This is a genomic window from Flavobacterium sp. MK4S-17 (genome assembly GCF_009848495.1).
Taxonomy (GTDB): Bacteria; Bacteroidota; Bacteroidia; order Flavobacteriales; family Flavobacteriaceae; genus Flavobacterium.
This window is the reverse complement of sequence record NZ_WWEP01000011.1, coordinates 118,939-137,662: the sequence shown is the minus strand read 5'-3', so window position 1 is coordinate 137,662 and position 18,724 is coordinate 118,939. Positions and strand designations below refer to the sequence as shown.

At 39.6% G+C, this 18,724-nt stretch carries 19 protein-coding genes; 9 read left to right on the top strand and 10 right to left on the bottom strand.

Features of this window, described 5'->3' with window-relative positions; translation table 11 throughout:
• Nucleotides 1-145: 145 nt before the first annotated feature.
• The 4 genes from GSF09_RS05415 to GSF09_RS05400 are packed head-to-tail and all read right to left on the bottom strand — an operon-like array spanning nucleotide 146 to nucleotide 3,647.
• The gene (locus GSF09_RS05415) at nucleotides 146-1,303 is read right to left on the bottom strand and encodes a beta-ketoacyl synthase N-terminal-like domain-containing protein (protein WP_159799919.1); all 1,158 of its coding nucleotides are present in this window, start codon (nucleotides 1,301-1,303) and stop codon (nucleotides 146-148) included.
• Nucleotides 1,304-1,314: 11 nt separating this feature from the next.
• Nucleotides 1,315-2,610 carry an adenosylmethionine--8-amino-7-oxononanoate transaminase gene (gene bioA, locus GSF09_RS05410; protein ID WP_159799918.1) on the bottom strand — a complete coding sequence of 432 codons (1,296 nt, stop codon included), beginning with the start codon at nucleotides 2,608-2,610 and terminating at the stop codon, nucleotides 1,315-1,317.
• 3 nt (nucleotides 2,611-2,613) lie between these two features.
• Nucleotides 2,614-3,231 carry a dethiobiotin synthase gene (gene bioD, locus GSF09_RS05405; protein ID WP_159799917.1) on the bottom strand — a complete coding sequence of 206 codons (618 nt, stop codon included), beginning with the start codon at nucleotides 3,229-3,231 and terminating at the stop codon, nucleotides 2,614-2,616.
• The gene (locus tag GSF09_RS05400; protein ID WP_159799916.1) at nucleotides 3,228-3,647 is read right to left on the bottom strand and encodes a DUF2007 domain-containing protein; all 420 of its coding nucleotides are present in this window, start codon (nucleotides 3,645-3,647) and stop codon (nucleotides 3,228-3,230) included. The genes bioD and GSF09_RS05400 overlap by 4 nt, the downstream gene beginning before the upstream one ends.
• 138 nt (nucleotides 3,648-3,785) lie before the next feature.
• Between GSF09_RS05400 and GSF09_RS05395 the strand changes: the two genes are divergently transcribed.
• Nucleotides 3,786-4,898 carry an AI-2E family transporter gene (locus GSF09_RS05395; RefSeq protein ID WP_159799915.1) on the top strand — a complete coding sequence of 371 codons (1,113 nt, stop codon included), beginning with the start codon at nucleotides 3,786-3,788 and terminating at the stop codon, nucleotides 4,896-4,898.
• On the opposite strand, the gene GSF09_RS05390 is transcribed toward GSF09_RS05395, so the two are convergent.
• Entirely contained in the window at nucleotides 4,876-6,012 is a 1,137-nt protein-coding gene (locus tag GSF09_RS05390; RefSeq protein ID WP_159799914.1) for an 8-amino-7-oxononanoate synthase, read from the bottom strand. The genes GSF09_RS05395 and GSF09_RS05390 overlap by 23 nt on opposite strands.
• A 124-nt stretch (nucleotides 6,013-6,136) precedes the next feature.
• On the opposite strand from GSF09_RS05390, the gene GSF09_RS05385 reads away from it, so the two are divergent.
• The 3 genes from GSF09_RS05385 (at nucleotide 6,137) to GSF09_RS05375 (ending at nucleotide 7,411) form a co-directional block, all read left to right on the top strand.
• A complete protein-coding gene (locus GSF09_RS05385; protein ID WP_159799913.1) occupies nucleotides 6,137-6,652 on the top strand; it encodes a DUF2975 domain-containing protein in 516 nt (171 codons plus the stop codon).
• A gap of 8 nt (nucleotides 6,653-6,660) precedes the next feature.
• Complete coding sequence (locus GSF09_RS05380; RefSeq protein WP_159799912.1) at nucleotides 6,661-6,882, top strand: helix-turn-helix transcriptional regulator; 222 nt, start codon at nucleotides 6,661-6,663, stop codon at nucleotides 6,880-6,882.
• Nucleotides 6,883-6,970: 88 nt separating this feature from the next.
• Nucleotides 6,971-7,411, top strand: a complete 441-nt coding sequence (locus GSF09_RS05375; protein ID WP_159799911.1) for a hypothetical protein — start codon at nucleotides 6,971-6,973, stop codon at nucleotides 7,409-7,411.
• A gap of 62 nt (nucleotides 7,412-7,473) precedes the next feature.
• On the opposite strand, the gene GSF09_RS05370 is transcribed toward GSF09_RS05375, so the two are convergent.
• The 5 genes from GSF09_RS05370 to GSF09_RS05350 all read right to left on the bottom strand — a co-directional run bounded on the left by GSF09_RS05370 (nucleotide 7,474) and on the right by GSF09_RS05350 (nucleotide 13,882).
• Nucleotides 7,474-7,761, bottom strand: a complete 288-nt coding sequence (locus GSF09_RS05370; RefSeq protein WP_159799910.1) for a F0F1 ATP synthase subunit epsilon — start codon at nucleotides 7,759-7,761, stop codon at nucleotides 7,474-7,476.
• Nucleotides 7,762-7,837: 76 nt separating this feature from the next.
• Nucleotides 7,838-9,349, bottom strand: coding sequence for a F0F1 ATP synthase subunit beta (gene atpD / locus GSF09_RS05365; RefSeq protein ID WP_159799909.1), 1,512 nt, complete (start codon nucleotides 9,347-9,349; stop codon nucleotides 7,838-7,840).
• A gap of 231 nt (nucleotides 9,350-9,580) precedes the next feature.
• Nucleotides 9,581-11,428, bottom strand: coding sequence for a glutamine--fructose-6-phosphate transaminase (isomerizing) (glmS, locus tag GSF09_RS05360; RefSeq protein WP_159799908.1), 1,848 nt, complete (start codon nucleotides 11,426-11,428; stop codon nucleotides 9,581-9,583).
• A 10-nt stretch (nucleotides 11,429-11,438) separates the two neighbouring features.
• A complete protein-coding gene (locus tag GSF09_RS05355; RefSeq protein WP_159799907.1) occupies nucleotides 11,439-13,055 on the bottom strand; it encodes a DUF4270 domain-containing protein in 1,617 nt (538 codons plus the stop codon).
• A 20-nt stretch (nucleotides 13,056-13,075) separates the two neighbouring features.
• Nucleotides 13,076-13,882, bottom strand: coding sequence for a glycogen/starch synthase (locus GSF09_RS05350; protein ID WP_159799906.1), 807 nt, complete (start codon nucleotides 13,880-13,882; stop codon nucleotides 13,076-13,078).
• A 110-nt stretch (nucleotides 13,883-13,992) separates the two neighbouring features.
• Between GSF09_RS05350 and panC the strand changes: the two genes are divergently transcribed.
• The 5 genes from panC to radA are packed head-to-tail and all read left to right on the top strand — an operon-like array spanning nucleotide 13,993 to nucleotide 18,721.
• Nucleotides 13,993-14,838, top strand: a complete 846-nt coding sequence (panC, locus tag GSF09_RS05345) for a pantoate--beta-alanine ligase (RefSeq protein ID WP_159799905.1) — start codon at nucleotides 13,993-13,995, stop codon at nucleotides 14,836-14,838.
• Between the two features lie 13 nt (nucleotides 14,839-14,851).
• A complete protein-coding gene (gene panD / locus GSF09_RS05340; protein WP_159799904.1) occupies nucleotides 14,852-15,202 on the top strand; it encodes an aspartate 1-decarboxylase in 351 nt (116 codons plus the stop codon).
• 1 nt (nucleotide 15,203) lies between these two features.
• Entirely contained in the window at nucleotides 15,204-16,166 is a 963-nt protein-coding gene (locus tag GSF09_RS05335) for a lysylphosphatidylglycerol synthase transmembrane domain-containing protein (RefSeq protein ID WP_159799903.1), read from the top strand.
• 44 nt (nucleotides 16,167-16,210) lie between these two features.
• Nucleotides 16,211-17,353, top strand: coding sequence for an alpha/beta hydrolase (locus tag GSF09_RS05330; RefSeq protein ID WP_159799902.1), 1,143 nt, complete (start codon nucleotides 16,211-16,213; stop codon nucleotides 17,351-17,353).
• Between the two features lie 6 nt (nucleotides 17,354-17,359).
• Nucleotides 17,360-18,721 carry a DNA repair protein RadA gene (gene radA / locus GSF09_RS05325; protein ID WP_159799901.1) on the top strand — a complete coding sequence of 454 codons (1,362 nt, stop codon included), beginning with the start codon at nucleotides 17,360-17,362 and terminating at the stop codon, nucleotides 18,719-18,721.
• The last annotated feature ends 3 nt before the right edge of the window (nucleotides 18,722-18,724 follow it).

Here is an 18,724-nt window from a genome sequence, read left to right as displayed (position 1 = left end):
GATATAAGGTCCAGCGCTGGCAGCGGCTTTAGCCAAAACCATTATAGGCATTTATGATAGATCTATCATAAATTTTAGTAATTTTTTAGTTGGATGCAGGAAGCCCGGGTAGTGCCGGGCTTTCATCATTTATATAGGCGCTATATTATTTGGAAATCAATACACTTACGGCATTTCCGCCAAAGCCAACAGCATTTATTAAAATGCGGTTTAAAGGTTTACGCTGTTTTTGCCTGGTTGCAAAAGGCACTTGTATAAAAGTATTATGCGTTATCATAAGTATAGCCATTTCCAGGCTTAAAAGACCCGAAGCACCAAAAGTATGGCCTGTCTTCCATTTGTTGGTTGTCAGTAGCGGGAGGTTATTCCCAAATATTCGCTGTATCGCTTTAAATTCAGAAATATCACCTTGTATCGTGCCTGGGGCATGCATTACTACAGCATCAACCGTTTGTAAGTCAACACCCTTTAATGCCATTGCCATAGATTTTTGCAGGCATTCGGCATCAGCCGAAATAGATACACTATGCTGTAATGTTTCGGTAGCATAACCTATACCTTCAATATAAGCCGCCGCATTTTCTTTATAACCTGCTTCAAGGCAGGCCATAGCGGCACCCTCCCCCAAAACCATAGTGTTTTTTTGCTTATTAAAATCATAGGCCCTGCAGGGATATTCATCATCAGTCAGTCCGCTGTAAATTTTCATGGCTTTCATCTGGGCAAGTGTAAACGGGGTTAGCGGGGCTTCACTGCCTCCCACAAGAAATTTATCTGCCATCCCCGCTTGTAGCCACGCAACACCGTTAAGCAAAGCATGTAAAGCTGTTGAGCAGGTAATGGAGTGTGATATTTCAGGGCCATCATTTTTTAAATCCTGTGCCACCCACGAGGATATATTGCCCAATGTGGTATAAGGTGATGCCTGCACTGCTGTAGTACCACTTTTTATAAATGCGGAATGGTATTCCTCAAAAAGTCCTGTTGCGCCTCTTGAAGAACCTATATTTATGCCAAAGCTATCCCCTGCTGCCCAGCCGGCAGTTTTAGCTGCCCTGCGTGAAGCCAAAATTGCATAAAGGACTGAATTATCAAGGTTTTTATACTTATCACCTGAAAGCCTAAGTGCATTAACTTCTTCCTGCAATTGCAGGGGCAATACCGCAACAGGAACTATTTTCCCTCCTATTTGCTTTTGTGTAATAAATGTATAATCACTCAGGTAATTTTTCCAAACCATAGCAGGCGAATCCCCAAGCGGGGAAAAGGAAGCTACAGCAGTAATGGAAACGGGTAATTTCAAATTTTAAGTATTTAATAGACTTCGGCCAAAGCCTGTTTAATTGTTTTATATACCTTTTCAAGCTGTTCCTCTGTAATTACATACGGCGGGAGTATATATATAATATTGCCAACAGGCCTCAAAATAATACCGCTCTCAATAAAAAAATTATACAGCCTGTTACGCAGCCCGCCATAGTAGCCCTCGCTGCTCTCTGTTTTAATTTCAAGCGCAAATATTACTCCAAGCACACGCGTAGTAGCAACCCTGGGATGTCCGTCCAACTTATCTTTAAAATCAAGGTGGCTTTTATTAATACGAAAAATGTTTTCCTGCATTTGCGATTGCTGCAATAATTCCACCGAAGCGAGTGCCGCAGCACAGCCTGTAGGATTTGCAGTAAAAGTATGCCCATGAAACAATGCCTTGTTTATATCATCGTCATAAAAGCCATCAAACAACTGCTGTGTGAAGGTTGTTATTGCCATAGGTATAGTACCGCCCGTAAGCGCTTTGGAGAGGCACATCATGTCGGGTTGCTCTGTAAGGTAATTGCATGCAAAGTTTTTACCTGTTTTGCCAAACCCTGTCATTACCTCATCAGCAATGATAAAAATCCTGTTCTCCCTGCATATTTGTATTAGCTTGTCCAGTGGTTCGGGGCTGTACATAACCATACCTGCAGCCCCCTGTACCAGGGGTTCAAAGATAAAAGCGGCATATTCTCCCGTTTGCGCCAGTTTTTTTAGCGTATTTATACAGTCCTGCTCCCTGCCTTCAACAGGTACAGGTATCCTTACCACTTCAATCAGTGAACCTTTAAAAGCCTCAGTAAAAAAGGATATACCACTTGCTGCCATAGCCGCGAAAGTATCCCCGTGAAAAGCATTTTCAAAGGCAATTATCTTAGTACGCTTTTCACCTTTATTATAATAATACTGTAGTGCAACCTTAATAGCAACCTCCACCGCCGTAGAACCATTATCTGAAAAGAAAAGTTTTTGCTGGTTTGCCGGAAGCAGTTCCATAAGCCTTTCCGCTAAAAGGATAGCAGGCTCATGTGTAAAACCGCCAAAAAGTACATGCTCCAATGTTGTAAGCTGCTTATAAACTGCATCTGCTATATAAGTATTGCTGTGCCCAAAGGGGTTTACCCACCACGAAGCTATAGCATCTATATATTGTTTGCCGTGCTCATCCCAAACCAGGGCTCCACTGCCTTTTGTAATGGCTACAGGAGCAGCGGCAGTTTTATGCTGGGTATAAGGATGCCACAAGTATTTGCTATCTCTTTCGGCAAGTGTTGAATTTATATCTTTTTTATCCATCAGCTAAAGGTTTAACAGCTCATTCCTGAACAGACCGGCATACTCACTTATAACATTTATATCAAAATAAGGTTCTTCATCAATACGCCCTATTAATTTTATTCCTGTTTTAGCCAATATTACCGATTCGGTTGCCTGCACTTCAGCACCGCTGAAAATTATACCGCCAATACTAATACCCCTGCTTTTTAAAGCTTCGCAGGTAAGCAGTGTGTGGTTAATGCTTCCCAGATAATGCCTTGACACAACTACTACCTTATAGTCCGGTTTAATAAGGTCAATTATGATGTCGGTATCATTTAATGGTACAAGCACTCCGCCCGCAGCCTCAATCACCAAATGGTTTTGTGTTTCCGGTTCTGTTATATTTTTTATATCAATAACAACATCTTCCTCAGCCGCTGCAAAATGAGGGCTTGCAGGAGTTGACAGCGTATAGCTGCTTTTATGTATAACCGATTGGGTATTGCTAATATACCTTTTTACTTTATGGCTGTCAGAGTTTTCAAGTTCACCTGCCTGCACAGGCTTCCAGTAATCAGCCTGTAGTGCCTCTGTAATTATTGCTGATGCCACTGTTTTACCTACATCTGTACCAATACCCGTTATAAATAGTTTCATATTATATCAAATTCTTTATGGCAATTTCTACAATGGTATTTATATTTTATATAGAATGGCATTGTTAAAAATAGCACCACTGCAATGAAGTAAGATACACAAGATTTTATATCTTTAATTGTACTGAAAATCTGAATTTTTTGAGTGTTGCAATATGGGCAGCGCATTGCTTTACCTTCTTCATCTATTGAATAAAGTTTTATATCATTATATAATTTTTGCGCTTTTAAACCATGGTTAATAGGAACAAACAATTTCACCCCACCTATAGCATTACTTAACAATGGATGTGTTTCAACTGTATAACTATCTATAATATATACTGTAACACCTTCAGCTTGAAGCCTAGCTTTCACTATATAAGCTTCAGCACTATAGGTAAAAGTTGCTATTTTAACTAAACTTGCACCGTTCATTCTGCAAATGTAGTAAACAATAAAGTTTACTGCATAATGACAACTACACACATAATTTAATAAAACATTATAATAACCCATAACCCATATTACTTACTTTTGATAATTCACCTTGCCATTTAACACGTTTTTACTTATATGAATATTCAAAAAGTACCACCTTATATAAAAGTAGTTTATATCTCGCTACTGATTATCATCATCATATTTTTTATGATAGTGGCCAAGCAAATCCTGGTGCCGCTTGTGCTTTCAGGATATATTGCCATGCTTCTTACATCAACATGCAACAGGCTTGAGCGGAGGAAAATACCCCGCTCTGTAAGTGCCGCTTTAAGCCTTATTGTTTTTATAATAGTAATATCAGGAATACTGTTTTTTATATACATGCAGGTAAAAGGCTTTTCCAATGACATTGGTGACGGACTGAAGGAAAAAATGAATGTATTTGCGATTGAAGCCAATAAATGGACGGAAGATAATTTAGGTTTTGATATGGGTATGAGCCGGGGCTTCGAGGTAAAAAAAGCGGTGGAAATTGTACAGCCTGAAAACCAAAGCCCTACCCAATTGATAGTTTCAACATTAGATACACTGTCGGATATTATACTCCTGCCGGTTTTTATTTTCTTTTTACTTATATACCGAGACCACCTTGCCGTATTTATAAGTAAGGTTTTTAAAAGGCAGGATGACAACGATATACTTAAAAAACTTACGTCATTGCGTCGTGTTGTGCACGCCTACATTGTGGGTGCAGGAAAAGTTATGATGATACTTGCTGTAGTGAATACGGCTGTTTTATTTGCGCTGGGTATAGAGCATGCCATATTTTTTGGCGTACTGGCCGGTTTTTTAAATATTATACCTTACCTGGGGCCTACGCTCGGGGCAATACTTCCCTTTTTATTTGCCCTGATTACAAAGGATAGCCTTTTTTATCCTTTTGCGGTAGTAATAGCCTTCACTTTTATACAACTACTGGAAGGGGCTTTCCTTACCCCAAAGATTACCGGAAGCAATGTAAACCTTAACGCCTTGGTAACATTTTTAGGATTGCTGATTGGTGGGGCAATATGGGGTATTATGGGCATGATACTTATTATACCTACTATAGCAATACTTAAAAAACTGTTTGAGATGAACCCTGATACAGAACCTTATGCCTACCTGTTTGGGGAAGAGGACAACAACTGGTTTAAAAAGCGAAAACGCAGGCAAAGAAAACCTAAGGTACAAGAAGGGAATTAAGAAACGTTAGTACATTTGTAACTTCTTGCTTTGTGTTATAACTGTGCAGGCAAAACCGCAGGCGCTCCTGCCCCGCCGGCACCGTAGGAGATAATATAGACTTCACTGAAAAACCGGAATCCTGTAACGCTAAAGCTATCTTTTTTACTTTTTTATTTCCGGGCAGTACTGCGCAATGAATAGCTGAACTGCTTGTAATGAAAATTGTATTTAAGCCCATCCTGAGTATTTCCTCAGTAAAAAAACTGATTATATCCCTTAACTGCTGCCTTTCAGTATTATTACCCTTAATACAACTATAGGCACATAGTATTGTGGCCACAGCGTGTGGCGGCAGGGCGGTAGTATAAATAAAACTGCGTGCAAAATTTACAAGGTATTGCTTTAAAATGCTGCTGCCTAAAACAGCAGCACCATGGCAGCCCAAAGCTTTACCAAAAGTAACTATACGTGCAAAAACAGGAACCTGCTGCGCCAGCCCTTCGCCTGTGCTGCCAAAAACACCTATGGCATGCGCCTCATCAATAACCAGCCGGCAGTTATATTCTGCGGAAAGTTTTGCTATGCTGTAAAAGTCAGGGCTGTCGCCATCCATGGAAAATACCGACTCCGTAACGATATAAATCTCTGTTGCACTATCCTTAAACTTTTTTAAAAGCAGTTTCAGGCCATCAATACTATTATGGCTGAACTTATAAGCCCTGGCATTGCTAAGCCGTATCCCGTCCCGTATGGAGGCGTGTATGTATTCATCATACAAAACTATATCGCCCTTTTGCGGTACAGATGAAAAAAAACCTATGTTGGCATCATAACCCGAATTGAAAATAAGTGCCGATTCGGCATTATGAAATGCTGCTATCATTTCCTCCGCGTCATTATAAAGAATATGGTTACCTGAAATTAATCTTGAACCCGTAGCACCATTGGCAATACCATTTTTTTGTAAGAGCATTTTATGGGCTGCTTCATAAATTTCTTTTGATGCCGATAAGCCCAGATAATCATTTGAAGAAAAGTCGACTTCTTTACTCTTGTGGGTAAGCATGCGAAATGAACCATCCTGTTTCCTCTGGTTTAACTTATATTCCAAATATGCGGGAAAAGCTTTCATAACTTCAAATGTAAGTATCTTTTAAATAATAAACCCTCACAAATAATACCGTAAATCAAAAATTAATTATTGTTATTCAATAAATATTATATATTTGTATTATAAACACAAATCAATATTTATTATGAAATGGCTTTCTTTCCTTAGGACTCTTACAAAAATCATTTTTGTACTGTCCATCATCTTTATGGCATATCTTATCCCTATTTTATTTGTAATGATCTTTGCGAAGGACATAGTACCTGAAGACATCATTTATATAATTAGCAACGAATCTACAGGAAGCATAGGTGTAGAAGAGTACTTGTATGCTACTGCAATTATATTATCCCTTGGCTTTTATATTTATGCACTCTACCTTTTTAAAAAGGTACTGGCATATTTCCACAAAAGGGAAGTATTTCATGAAAACGTTGTACGTTATTTCAACCAGTCCGGGAAAGCGGTACTGAATGGCTATATGATAGAGCTATTTGCAGTAATACTTTATAATTTCCTGGTAAAACAACAGACATCTGTAAGCACAGATTTTATAATGTACAGCTTTTTAATTGTTGGGGTTGGGCTTTTCTTTATTGTACTTAGTGAAGTATTCCTTATGGCGAAAAACCTGAAAGAGGATAATGACCTCACTATATAAATAAAACTATGCCAATAATTATTAACCTTGATGTAATGCTGGCAAAACGGAAAATGCGCAGTAATGAGCTTGCTGAACGCGTTGGCATAACTACGGCCAACCTTTCCATACTTAAAACAGGGAAAGCAAAAGCTATCAGGTTCAGTACACTGGAAGCCATTTGCCGCGAGTTAGACTGCCAGCCGGGCGATATTATCGAATTTGTGGAGGAAGTATCTGATACAGTGTGAAAATTTTTACAGCTAATTATCGCAATAACACAATAAGTTGACTATATAATTTTTATTATTTTAGCAAAAATTAACAAACCAATAAATTATGAAAAAAGTATTATGTTTTTTAGTATTTGCCACAACCATTGTATCATGCAAAAAGGATGTGTTGGAGTTTAACGCATTTACTATTACAAATGGCCATGCAGAAACAGGATTAATAGTAGATGCTGATGGTACTGTAAATGAAGGGAAGGATGACCAGGTTACTCTTGGAAGAGATGGTGTTATTAAAGATAAAGAAGGCAAAGAAATTGCTAGATTAAAGGAGAATAATGAACTTGTAGATGAAAACGGTAAAAAAATTGCTGAAATTGATAAAGACGGGACAATAAAAAAGGACTCAACAGTACTAAGATGGACAGATAAAGGCGAGTTAATGAGCGATCTTAATACAAGTTATGGACTATATATTGAACCAGCAGATAAAAAATCTTATCAGGCTGCATCAACTATAATGTGTTATTATTTAAATACAGTAAAATAAGTCTTCATAAATAAAAAAAGCCCTTACTTTACAGTAAGGGCTTTTTTAGTAGTATAAATGAATTAATCAACCAAAATAATAATTCTGTTATCTTTCAATTCCAATGTTCCTGACTGAATCGGGAGTAGGAATTTTTTATCCTTTTCAGATTTCATGAACTTAGTTGAAAATTCTGTATTGGTAGCAAAATCAGGAACTTCAACTTTTATATTCCCTTTAGCCAGTACCGAAACAATATTGGCGTGGTTGTTCAACATCTGAAATTCGCCGTCAATGCCGGGAACAGTTACCGATGTAACTCCTCCTTTAAACAAATGCCCTTCCGGCGATACTATTTCTAATAATAACATAGTTAGTTATAAATTATAAGATTGCGGTTTACTTTTGTGTGGCTGAACATTTTTTCAACCGTAAACTGTAAACTAATTACGCTTCTGCAAGCATTTTCTCTCCGGCCTCCATTACATCTTCAATAGTACCTTTAAGGTTAAAGGCCGCTTCCGGAAGATGGTCAAGTTCACCGTCAATAATCATGTTGAAACCTTTAATGGTATCCTTAATATCTACAAGTACACCAGGAATACCGGTAAACTGCTCTGCTACGTGGAAAGGCTGCGAAAGGAAACGCTGTACACGACGTGCGCGTGATACCGAAAGTTTATCTTCCTCACTAAGCTCTTCCATACCAAGAATAGCAATAATATCCTGTAGTTGTTTGTATTTCTGTAATATTTCTTTTACTCTTTGTGCACAGTTGTAATGCTCGTCACCCAAAATCTGCGGAGTAAGTATCCTTGAAGTTGAATCAAGAGGGTCAACCGCAGGGTAAATACCAAGCTCAGCAATTTTACGGCTCAATACCGTAGTAGCATCAAGGTGGGCAAAAGTTGTAGCAGGCGCCGGGTCAGTTAAGTCATCCGCAGGTACATATACTGCCTGCACCGATGTAATTGAACCTTTTTTGGTAGAAGTAATACGCTCCTGCATAGCACCCATCTCAGTAGCAAGTGTAGGCTGGTAACCCACCGCTGAAGGCATACGCCCAAGAAGTGCAGAAACCTCTGAACCTGCCTGAGTAAAACGGAAAATGTTATCTACGAAGAAAAGTACGTCTTTACCCTGTCCTTCTCCCGCACCATCACGAAAATACTCAGCAATCGTAAGTCCTGAAAGCGCAACACGTGCACGTGCTCCAGGTGGCTCATTCATCTGCCCGAATACGAAGGTAGCCTTACTTTCCCTCATTCCGGCTTTGTCAACCTTGTTAAGGTCCCATCCGCCGTTTTCCATAGAGTGCATAAAGTCCTCGCCATATTTAATAATGCCTGATTCAAGCATCTCACGAAGAAGGTCGTTACCCTCACGGGTACGCTCACCCACACCGGCAAATACTGATAAACCTCCGTGTCCTTTTGCAATATTGTTAATCAACTCCTGTATCAATACCGTTTTACCAACACCGGCACCACCAAAAAGACCAATTTTACCACCTTTTGCATAAGGCTCAATAAGGTCAATTACTTTGATGCCTGTAAATAAAACTTCTGATGAAGTTGAAAGGTCTTCAAATTTTGGAGCCTGACGGTGAATCGGCAAACCGCTTTCACCCTCTTTTGGCAAATCGCCAAGGCCGTCAATAGCGTCTCCGATAACATTAAACAAACGTCCGTAAATATCTTTGCCTATAGGCATTTGTATAGGAGCGCCTGTACCGGTAACTTCCTGCCCCCTGCTCAATCCGTCAGTAGAGTCCATTGAAATAGTCCTTACAGTATCTTCACCAACGTGAGACTGAACTTCAAGCACTAGTTTTGAACCATCTTTTTTAGTGATTTCTAATGAATCATAGATTTTTGGAAGCTCGGCATTTTGTGTGTTAAACACTACGTCAACCACCGGCCCGATAATCTGTGCAACTTTTCCTATTACTTTAGACATTGCTTATGTATTTATTAAACAGCTATTTATAGTTTGTGAAAAAACTTTATTTTCTCGGGCGCAAAGATACTTTTTTCTAATGTAATTATGCAATTTTAATTTTGCATTTTTTTTAATTAGAATGGAGATTTATACAAATTAGATACGATATTGTTATTTATACTCGCCCAAACTTAAATATAAATAATTCTATAAATTAAAAGCCCACATAACTTGTGGGCTTTATAATGTTTACTCTACCGTAACCGACTTAGCCAAATTCCTCGGCTGGTCAACATTACAGCCTCTCATAACCGCTATGTGGTATGATAGCAACTGTAACGGTATTGTAGTTAACAACGGTGAAAGCGCATCAACAGTTTTTGGTATTTCAATAACGTGGTCGGCAAGTTCCCTAACCTGTACATCGCCACTGGTTACCACTGCTATAATTTTACCGCTGCGTGATTTTATTTCCTGTATATTACTCACAATCTTATCATAGTGCTCCTGCTTTTGGGCAATAACAACTACCGGCATCTGCTCATCTATAAGGGCAATAGGGCCGTGCTTCATTTCTGCCGCAGGATAGCCTTCCGCATGTATATATGATATCTCTTTCAGTTTAAGCGCACCTTCCAGTGCTACCGGGAAATTATATCCCCTGCCCAGGTAAAGGCAGTTAGGGGCGTCTTTATAAATTTCGGCTATTGCCTTTGCGGTATCGTTAGTTGCTAATGCTTCCTCAACTTTTTCAGGTATAACTTCAAGTTCCTGTAAGTACCTGTGGAAATCGGAATTTGAAAGCGTACCCTTAGCCTGGGCCAAACGTAATGCAATGAGCGTAAGCACCGTAATTTGTGTAGTAAATGCTTTGGTTGATGCCACACCTATTTCAGGGCCGGCATGGGTATATGCACCGGCATGGGTTTCGCGCGAAATGGATGAACCCACCACATTACATACACCAAATACAAATGCACCATGCTCTTTGGCAAGTTTAATGGCCGCAAGCGTATCGGCTGTTTCACCCGACTGCGAAATGGCTATCACCACATCGTTTTCACGTATTATAGGGTTCCTGTAGCGAAACTCCGAAGCATATTCAACCTCTACAGGTATACGGGCAAATTCTTCAAATATATATTCTGCCACAAGCCCGGCATGCCATGATGTACCACAGGCTATAATCAATATCCTGTCGGCGTTTAAAAACTTCTGCAGGTTATCTTCCACCCCGGCCATTTTAATAAGCCCTTCGTTGGCATGAAGCCTGCCCCTGTAAGTATCTTTTATCACTGCAGGCTGCTCATAAATTTCCTTCATCATAAAATGGTCGTAACCACCTTTTTCAATCTGCTCAAGGTTCATTTGCAGTTCCTGCACATAAGGGTCAACCAAAGAGTCATCTTTAATCTTCCTTATCTTCATAGGTTTATGAAGCCTTATAATTGCCATTTCCTCATCTTCAAGGTAAATAGCGTTTGATGTATATTCAATAAAAGGTGAGGCATCAGAGGCAATGAAGAATTCATCTTTGCCTATACCTATTGCCAGCGGGCTGCCCAGACGTGCAGCTACAATTTCGCGTGGCCTTTCCTTGTCGAAAACAGCTATAGCATAAGCGCCCACCACCTGGTTAAGCGCAACCTGAACGGCTTTGCCCAATTTAAGGTTGTCCTGCTTTTTAACGTCTTCTATAAGGTTAACCAGTACTTCGGTATCAGTGTCCGATTTAAAGGTATATCCCCTTTTTATAAGTTCCTTTTTTAAAGGCTCATAATTTTCAATAATACCATTGTGCACAATTACCAAATTTCCCGAATTTGAATAATGCGGATGCGAGTTAACATCGTTAGGAACACCGTGGGTAGCCCAACGGGTATGACCCATACCTATGTTACCTGTTGTAGAAATTTCTTTTTGTGCTTTTTCCTCAAGGTCTGCAACCTTGCCTTTGGTTTTGGAAAGTTTTAAGTCAGAGCCGTCATACAAAACAACCCCTGCACTGTCATACCCCCTGTACTCAAGCCTTTTAAGGCCTTTAATGACAATAGGGTAAGCCTCCCTTTGTCCAATGTAACCTACAATTCCACACATAAGTTAATAATTAATTGGGTTTGGTATAAAAAATTTCAAGTTTAACACGTTTGTCATAATCAGGGCTTCCCGCAGGTATATTGCTGCCATATAATACAGTGCCGAAAGGATGCATAACCGAAGCCGAAGGTATTGTAGAAACCTGTTGGGTTTTTACTCCGTTATCCAAAGTAAAAGGTTCTTTTATTGCACTGTTGCCGATAAGGCCAATGCTTTCAGTAACAACCAGCCCCAGCTTAACATTGGTTGAGTCTTTCCTGATGATGTTATTTACATGGTTTGTAATCCTTATCTTATAACGGTAGCCTTTACCATCTGCCGATTTCTCCAATATACCACCATGTACCAGCTTATTATATTTGCTGTTTACGGTATTGGTTGAAGTATCAAAATAATAATCAAACAAAGGGCGCTTGTTTTTTACGTCATATAAAAACAGCCTGTAAGGCTCATTTTTAGCTGCAGCCATGGCACTTTGATCTACATAAAAAGTAAGGTTGGCCTCATTTATAAGTGTATTGCCGCCTGCTTTTAAAAAGTCTATATCGGCACTACTAAGTATATCTATAAAAGCCATAGAGCCGGCACCGCCTTTAACATAAAGTTTTTCATCGCCTGCCACCTGGTTGCTTGCACCTATTGCAGAAGTAAATGCAGTGTTGTAATTATTTTCAAAAAAGTTAACCGTATTGCCCTGTAGGTTTAGCGTCAGTGTCCTGCTTAACCTTTCTGTCTCGCCATTTTCACCTTCAACCGGGTTGCCTTCTGTATCTACCCTGTCAACTTTATAATGAATTACTATTTTACCTTCATTAAACTTAGGCATTGCCATAACACCATCGGTTCCCACCTGTTCCACATTAAAATAAAGCCCCCTGAAATAGTCCCTGAAAATATTATTGTTCAGCAGTTTTCCTGCCGGGGCTTCCATAATAAGGGTTTTAATATAATCTTTATTAAGTTCATAATATATGCCCGGTGCAAGCCTTTCCTTTACCTCGCTTGCGCCGCTTCCGTTAATAAACTTGCGTTCAATTTCCTTATTGCTAAAAATAAAATTACTGTCATCAACCAGCACTTCACCTTTAACGGCATCAACCATGCTTAATTCATTAGAATAATATTTCTGCCCTGCCGAAGCCGACGAACCGGGATCTGAAGTCCTTAAAAAATAGCCGTTCCTGTATATCCTAAGCCTCAGTTTAGCCTGGGTATTGCCATACACAGAATCTAACGTATAGGTACCCGCTCCTTGCGCATCTACACTTTCCAGGTTGCTGTGGTAAGGTACATACAGGTAAACCGTATCTATAGTAGGGTTTTCAAACGTTGGGTTTTCAGTCCCTAATTGTACTTGGGTAACAAAATTTGCAGTTGTTTTTCCAAATACAGGACTATCGTAAACACCAAGAGAGTTAACGGTAAGGTTATTAGTCTGCACCACGCTTGAAGGTACGCCTGCGGGCATATCATAAGCTACAGCAGAAGCTATATATTGCTCCATGTCAAAATGGATGTCATCTTCAATAATATCTGCGCCAACTTCATTAAAATCCCTGTCGCAGGATACTATAAAGACAATAGTTAAAGCAAAAATGATTTTTTTCAGGAATGAATTGTTATTCATATATTTTTTTTAAACGTTTGTTATAAAACCTGATTTCTGTAGAAATTAGTATATGCCTCTGCAAATTTATCTTTTGGCTGGAACTCCAGGAATGGTTTTCCTAAGTCCCTGATAAATTTATCAAGGCTGTCAGACAGGTTTTCAGATGCTATAATCACAGCATCAGAATGGGCTATGGATGCTTTAAGTATATTTTCATAACCGGGCTCGGCAAGGTATTTTACATCACTTTCCGGTATATCATCAAAGGTTACCTTTTTCAGCATATCCTTATCAAGCGTACCGTCAAATGACTGTCCGTAAACCGATGTAACTATTTTGGTATCGGCAAACAGCGCCTCATCCTTGTAGTAATGCTTCATATAAACCGGCAGCATGGCTGCCATCCATCCATGAACATGAATAATATCGGGAACCCAGTTTAGTTTCTTTACTGTTTCCACAACACCTTTGGCAAAAAATATTGCACGTTCGTCATTATCAGGGTATAACACCCCGTCTTCATCAGTAAAAGTAGCCTTCCTTTTAAAATATTCGTCGTTATCAATAAAATATACCTGTATCCTTTCCTTTGGTATAGAAGCCACCTTTATTATCAGCGGCATATCCATATCATTTACCACCAAATTCATCCCTGATAGCCGGATAACCTCGTGCAACTGGTGCCTCCTTTCATTTATATTTCCATAACGCGGCATGAAAATCCTGATTTGCCCTCCCTGGTCATTTATCATTTTGGGCACATCATACGACATTAAAGAAACTTCATTTTCAGCCAAATACGGCACTACTTCAGATGATACATATAATATCCTCTTATCCTCCATCTTCAAAATTAAATTTTTTAATTTGGGTACAAAAAACACGCAAAATTAAACAATTTTACGCAGTTTATAACTAAAATATTAATTTTGCTTCAAATTTTAATTATAAATTAATGCTCATTTTCAATAACAAAGCCGGGTTAAAGGCGCTTTTGTCTGAGCACAAAAAAGCAAATGCCACCATTGGTTTTGTGCCCACAATGGGGGCTTTACACAAAGGCCATCTCTCTCTTTTAGAGGCTTCGGCAGCAAATAATACTATTACTGTAATAAGTATTTTTGTAAACCCCACACAGTTTAACAACCCCGAAGACCTTGAAAAGTACCCTCGCACACTGGATGATGATGTAAAAAAGATACAATCGGTTAACGAAAATATAATAGTGTTTGCCCCAACGGTAGATGAAATGTATGAAGGCAGGACACAGTCGGGCAATTTCGAATTTGGCGGGCTGGAAAACCAAATGGAGGGCAGCCACCGCCCAGGGCATTTTGACGGCGTAGGCACTATCGTAAAAAAATTGTTTGAAATAGTGGAGCCTGACAATGCTTATTTTGGTGAAAAGGATTTTCAGCAGCTGCAAATTGTGCGCAGGCTGGTTAAAAATTATAATATCCCTGTAAATATTGTAGGCTGCCCTATTTCCAGGGAACCCAACGGGCTTGCCATGAGTTCGCGAAACCAAAGGCTTACAGAGCAGGAAAGAAATGAAGCTTCGGTTATATATAAAATTCTTGCTGAAGCTAAAACCATTTACCGGAATGAGGGGGAAGATGCCGCAAAAAAATATGTAAGCACTGCATTTTCCGGCCATCCTGATTTTATGGTTGAATATTTTGAAATAGCCGACGAAGAAACTTTACTGCCTGCAACTGCGGCCAAAAACGGCAAGCAGCGGGCTTTCATTGCAGTATATATAAATGGCATACGCCTTATTGATAATATTTCATTAAATTAACTACCTTTGCGCCATGCAAATTCAAGTTGTAAAGTCCAAGATTCATCGTGTTACGGTGACTGGAGCTGATTTAAACTATATAGGCAGTATCACCATTGACGAGGCATTGATGGAAGCCGCCAATATTATTGAAGGGGAAAAAGTTTCTATAGTAAACATTAATAATGGCGAAAGGCTGGAAACTTATGTTATTAAAGGTAACAGGAACAGTGGCGAAATTACACTTAACGGCCCTGCGGCAAGAAAAGTGCAAAAAGGGGATATTATTATAATTATATCATATGGCATACTTGATTTTGAAGAAGCAAAATCCTTTAAGCCCTCTATTGTTTTTCCTAACGAAAAAGACAATTCGCTGACCTGATTTGAATAAAACCGTATCCAAGATAATAAGTATACTACTCCCACTGCTGCTGGGAGTTTTTTTAATTATATATACTTATAACAGCTATACGGCCCAACAGATTGACGAAATATACAGCTATTTTAAAAACGCTGACTATACTTACATTTACCTTTCGCTCTTTATAGGGCTTACCGGTTTTATAGCCCGTGCCTACAGGTGGCGTTATACATTAGAGCACTTAGGATACCAATCGCCTTTTACACTTAACTTTTTTGCTGTATGTATTGGTTATTTTATGAATACAACCATACCCCGCTCCGGTGAGGTGAGCCGTGCCATAGTATTAAAAAACTACAGGGATATACCTTTTGATAAAGGTTTCGGCACTATTATTTCCGAAAGGGTGGTCGACCTTTTTATACTCCTCGCCTGCATGGCGGGCACCATTATACTGCAATTCAGCACACTCCAGGACTACCTTTCTGAAAATGTGCCTTATGAAAAGTTGTTATTTTATGGCTGTATTGCCGGCATATTATTTTTGGGCTCCATGCTTTTCTATATGTATTCCAAAGCAGCATGGCTGCAAAAATTAAAAATAAAAGTATCAGGGCTTACCGAAGGTGTTTTAAGTGTTTTTAAAATGCGTAGCAAGTGGCCTTTTCTTTTGCTTTCGTTATACATATGGGCATGCTATATAATAATGTTTTATGTAACAATATTTGCCCTGCCTGGCACAGCAGGCCTTGGTATAGGCACTGTAGCGGTGGCTTTTGTAATAGGCAGCCTTGCCATAACCTTTACCAATAGCGGCTTTGGGGTTTTCCCGTTTGCAATCAGTGCAGTGCTTGCGCTGTATGGTATTCCCGAAGAGGCCGGCACAGCGTTCGGGTGGATTGTATGGACATCTCAAATAGGGCTGATTATTTTTTTAGGCGGGCTTTCATTTTTATTATTGCCTTTACTTTACAGAAAAAAATAATTGCTACCTTTCCCCGGCATTACATATTACGTAACCGTAACACCATGAAATACAAACTTTTATTACTGCTATTACTGGCTTCGTCTTTGGCTTTTCCCCAAAAGCTGACAGAGGAGTTGGAATCGCGCCTGCTTGGCTCAAAAAGAAAAATAACTATTGTAACCCCTTCCGGCTACAATGAAAAAGATAAAAAAAAGTATCCGCTGCTTGTACTTTTAGACGGGCAGTATTTAACTGACCCGTTTGCAGGGACACTTTCCTACACTTCCTATTGGGATGACTTACCACAGGTAATAATTGTGGGCATAGAACAGCAGGAGGGCGAGAAACGGGACGAGGACTGCGACACTTATGAATCAACCGGGTTGCCACAGGGAACAGGCGACCTTTTTTACAGGTTTATTGGTGAGGAACTGGTGCCCTACATGGAGAAAGAATATAATATTGCCCCATTAAAAATTATTGCAGGCCACGGCCTTACAGCCGGATTTATTAATTTTTTCCTGTATAAGGAAAAACCCCTTTTTAACGCTTATGTATCCTTTAGCCCGCAACTTCCCAATTTTATGGAAACAAGGCTTCCAAAAACACTTTCAGAAATTAAAAAGCCTGTGTACTATTACATGGCTACAGCCGATGATGACGTAAAACCTATAAGGGAAAAAATAATAACACTTAATGACAGTATAAAAGCAGTTGATAATAAAGCCCTTAACTATAAGTTTGATGATTTTAAGGATGCATCACATTATTCGCTGGTAACCTATGGTATACCAAGCGCGCTGTACCATATATTTTCGCAATACAAACCCATTACTCTGGCAGAGTTTGAGCAAAAGCTGGTAACAATGCCGGAGGGCCATGTGGAATACCTTGAAAATAAATATGATGCCATAAAAGAAAACCTGGGTGTTGATATACCTGTAAGACTTAATGATTTTAGGGCTATAGAAGCTGCCATTATAAAAAATGGAAATTTTGATGAATTAAAAGACCTTTCATCAATAGCGAAAAAAAGTTACCCGAAAACTATTATTGGCGAATATTATGAAGGGCTGTATTATGAGAAAAAAGGTAAGCTGAATAAAGCAAAAAAGGTGTATCTTAACGCTTATGCTTATAATGACATAGGCGATTATACAAAAGATTTTATATTGCAGAAAGCGGAATCGCTTAATATTGATTAAAACCGGATGGCTAAAATAAAAACGGCATTTTTTTGCCAGAATTGCGGCACACAGTATGCTAAATGGCAGGGGCAGTGCAATTCCTGCAGGGAATGGAACACTATAGTTGAAGAAGTAGTACAAAAAGAAGAAAAACAATCATGGAAACCGGCAGCGGCAGGCACTAAAAAAGCTGCACGCCCGATGAGGATTACTGAAATTGATTCCTCTGCCGAACTTAGGCTGAATACAGGGGATAATGAACTGAACCGTGTTTTAGGCGGCGGCCTTGTCCCCGGCTCCTTAACACTATTGGGCGGTGAGCCAGGAATAGGTAAAAGTACTTTACTGCTACAAATATCATTAAAGCTGCCTTACCGCACGCTGTATGTATCAGGTGAAGAGAGCCAAAAGCAAATTAAAATGCGTGCCGAACGTATAACGCCTTCGGCTGAAAACTGCTATATCCTTACCGAAACCAAAACACAAAACATATTCAAGCAGATAGAGGCTATGGAGCCTGAGGTGGTTATTATAGACTCGATACAAACGCTTCATTCCGATTATATTGAATCATCGGCAGGAAGTATTTCACAAATACGTGAAACCACAGCCGAACTTATAAAATTTGCAAAGGAAACTAACGTTCCGGTAATACTTATTGGGCACATTACCAAAGACGGCAGCATTGCCGGCCCCAAAATACTGGAACATATGGTAGATACTGTTTTACAGTTTGAGGGTGACCGCAACCATGTGTACCGCATTTTACGTTCGTTAAAAAACCGTTTTGGCTCAACTGCCGAACTGGGCATTTATGAAATGCTGGGAAGCGGCCTTCGTGAAGTAGCCAACCCTTCGGAAATACTTATTTCGCACCGGGAGGAAGAACTTAGCGGTACTGCAATAGCCACCACACTGGAGGGAATGCGCCCGTTATTGGTTGAAATACAGGCACTGGTCAGCTCTGCAGTATATGGCACGCCACAGCGAAGCACAACAGGATATAATGCAAAAAGGCTGAACATGATACTGGCAGTACTGGAAAAAAGGGCAGGTTTCAGGCTGGGACAAAAGGACGTTTTCCTAAATATTACCGGCGGCATAAATGTTGACGACCCTGCAATAGACCTGGCTGTAGTAGCCGCTATATTATCCAGCAACGAAGATATTGCAGTAGAAAAAGGTATTTGTTTTGCAGGAGAAATAGGGCTTTCAGGTGAAATACGACCTGTTAACCGTGTGGAGCAACGCATACTGGAGGCTGAAAAGTTAGGTTTTTCTACTATTTTTGTATCTAAGTATAATAAAATTTCATTGAAAAACACCCTCATTGAAATTAAACAGGTGGCCAAAATTGAAGATGTTGCCGGCCACCTTTTCGGCTAAAGC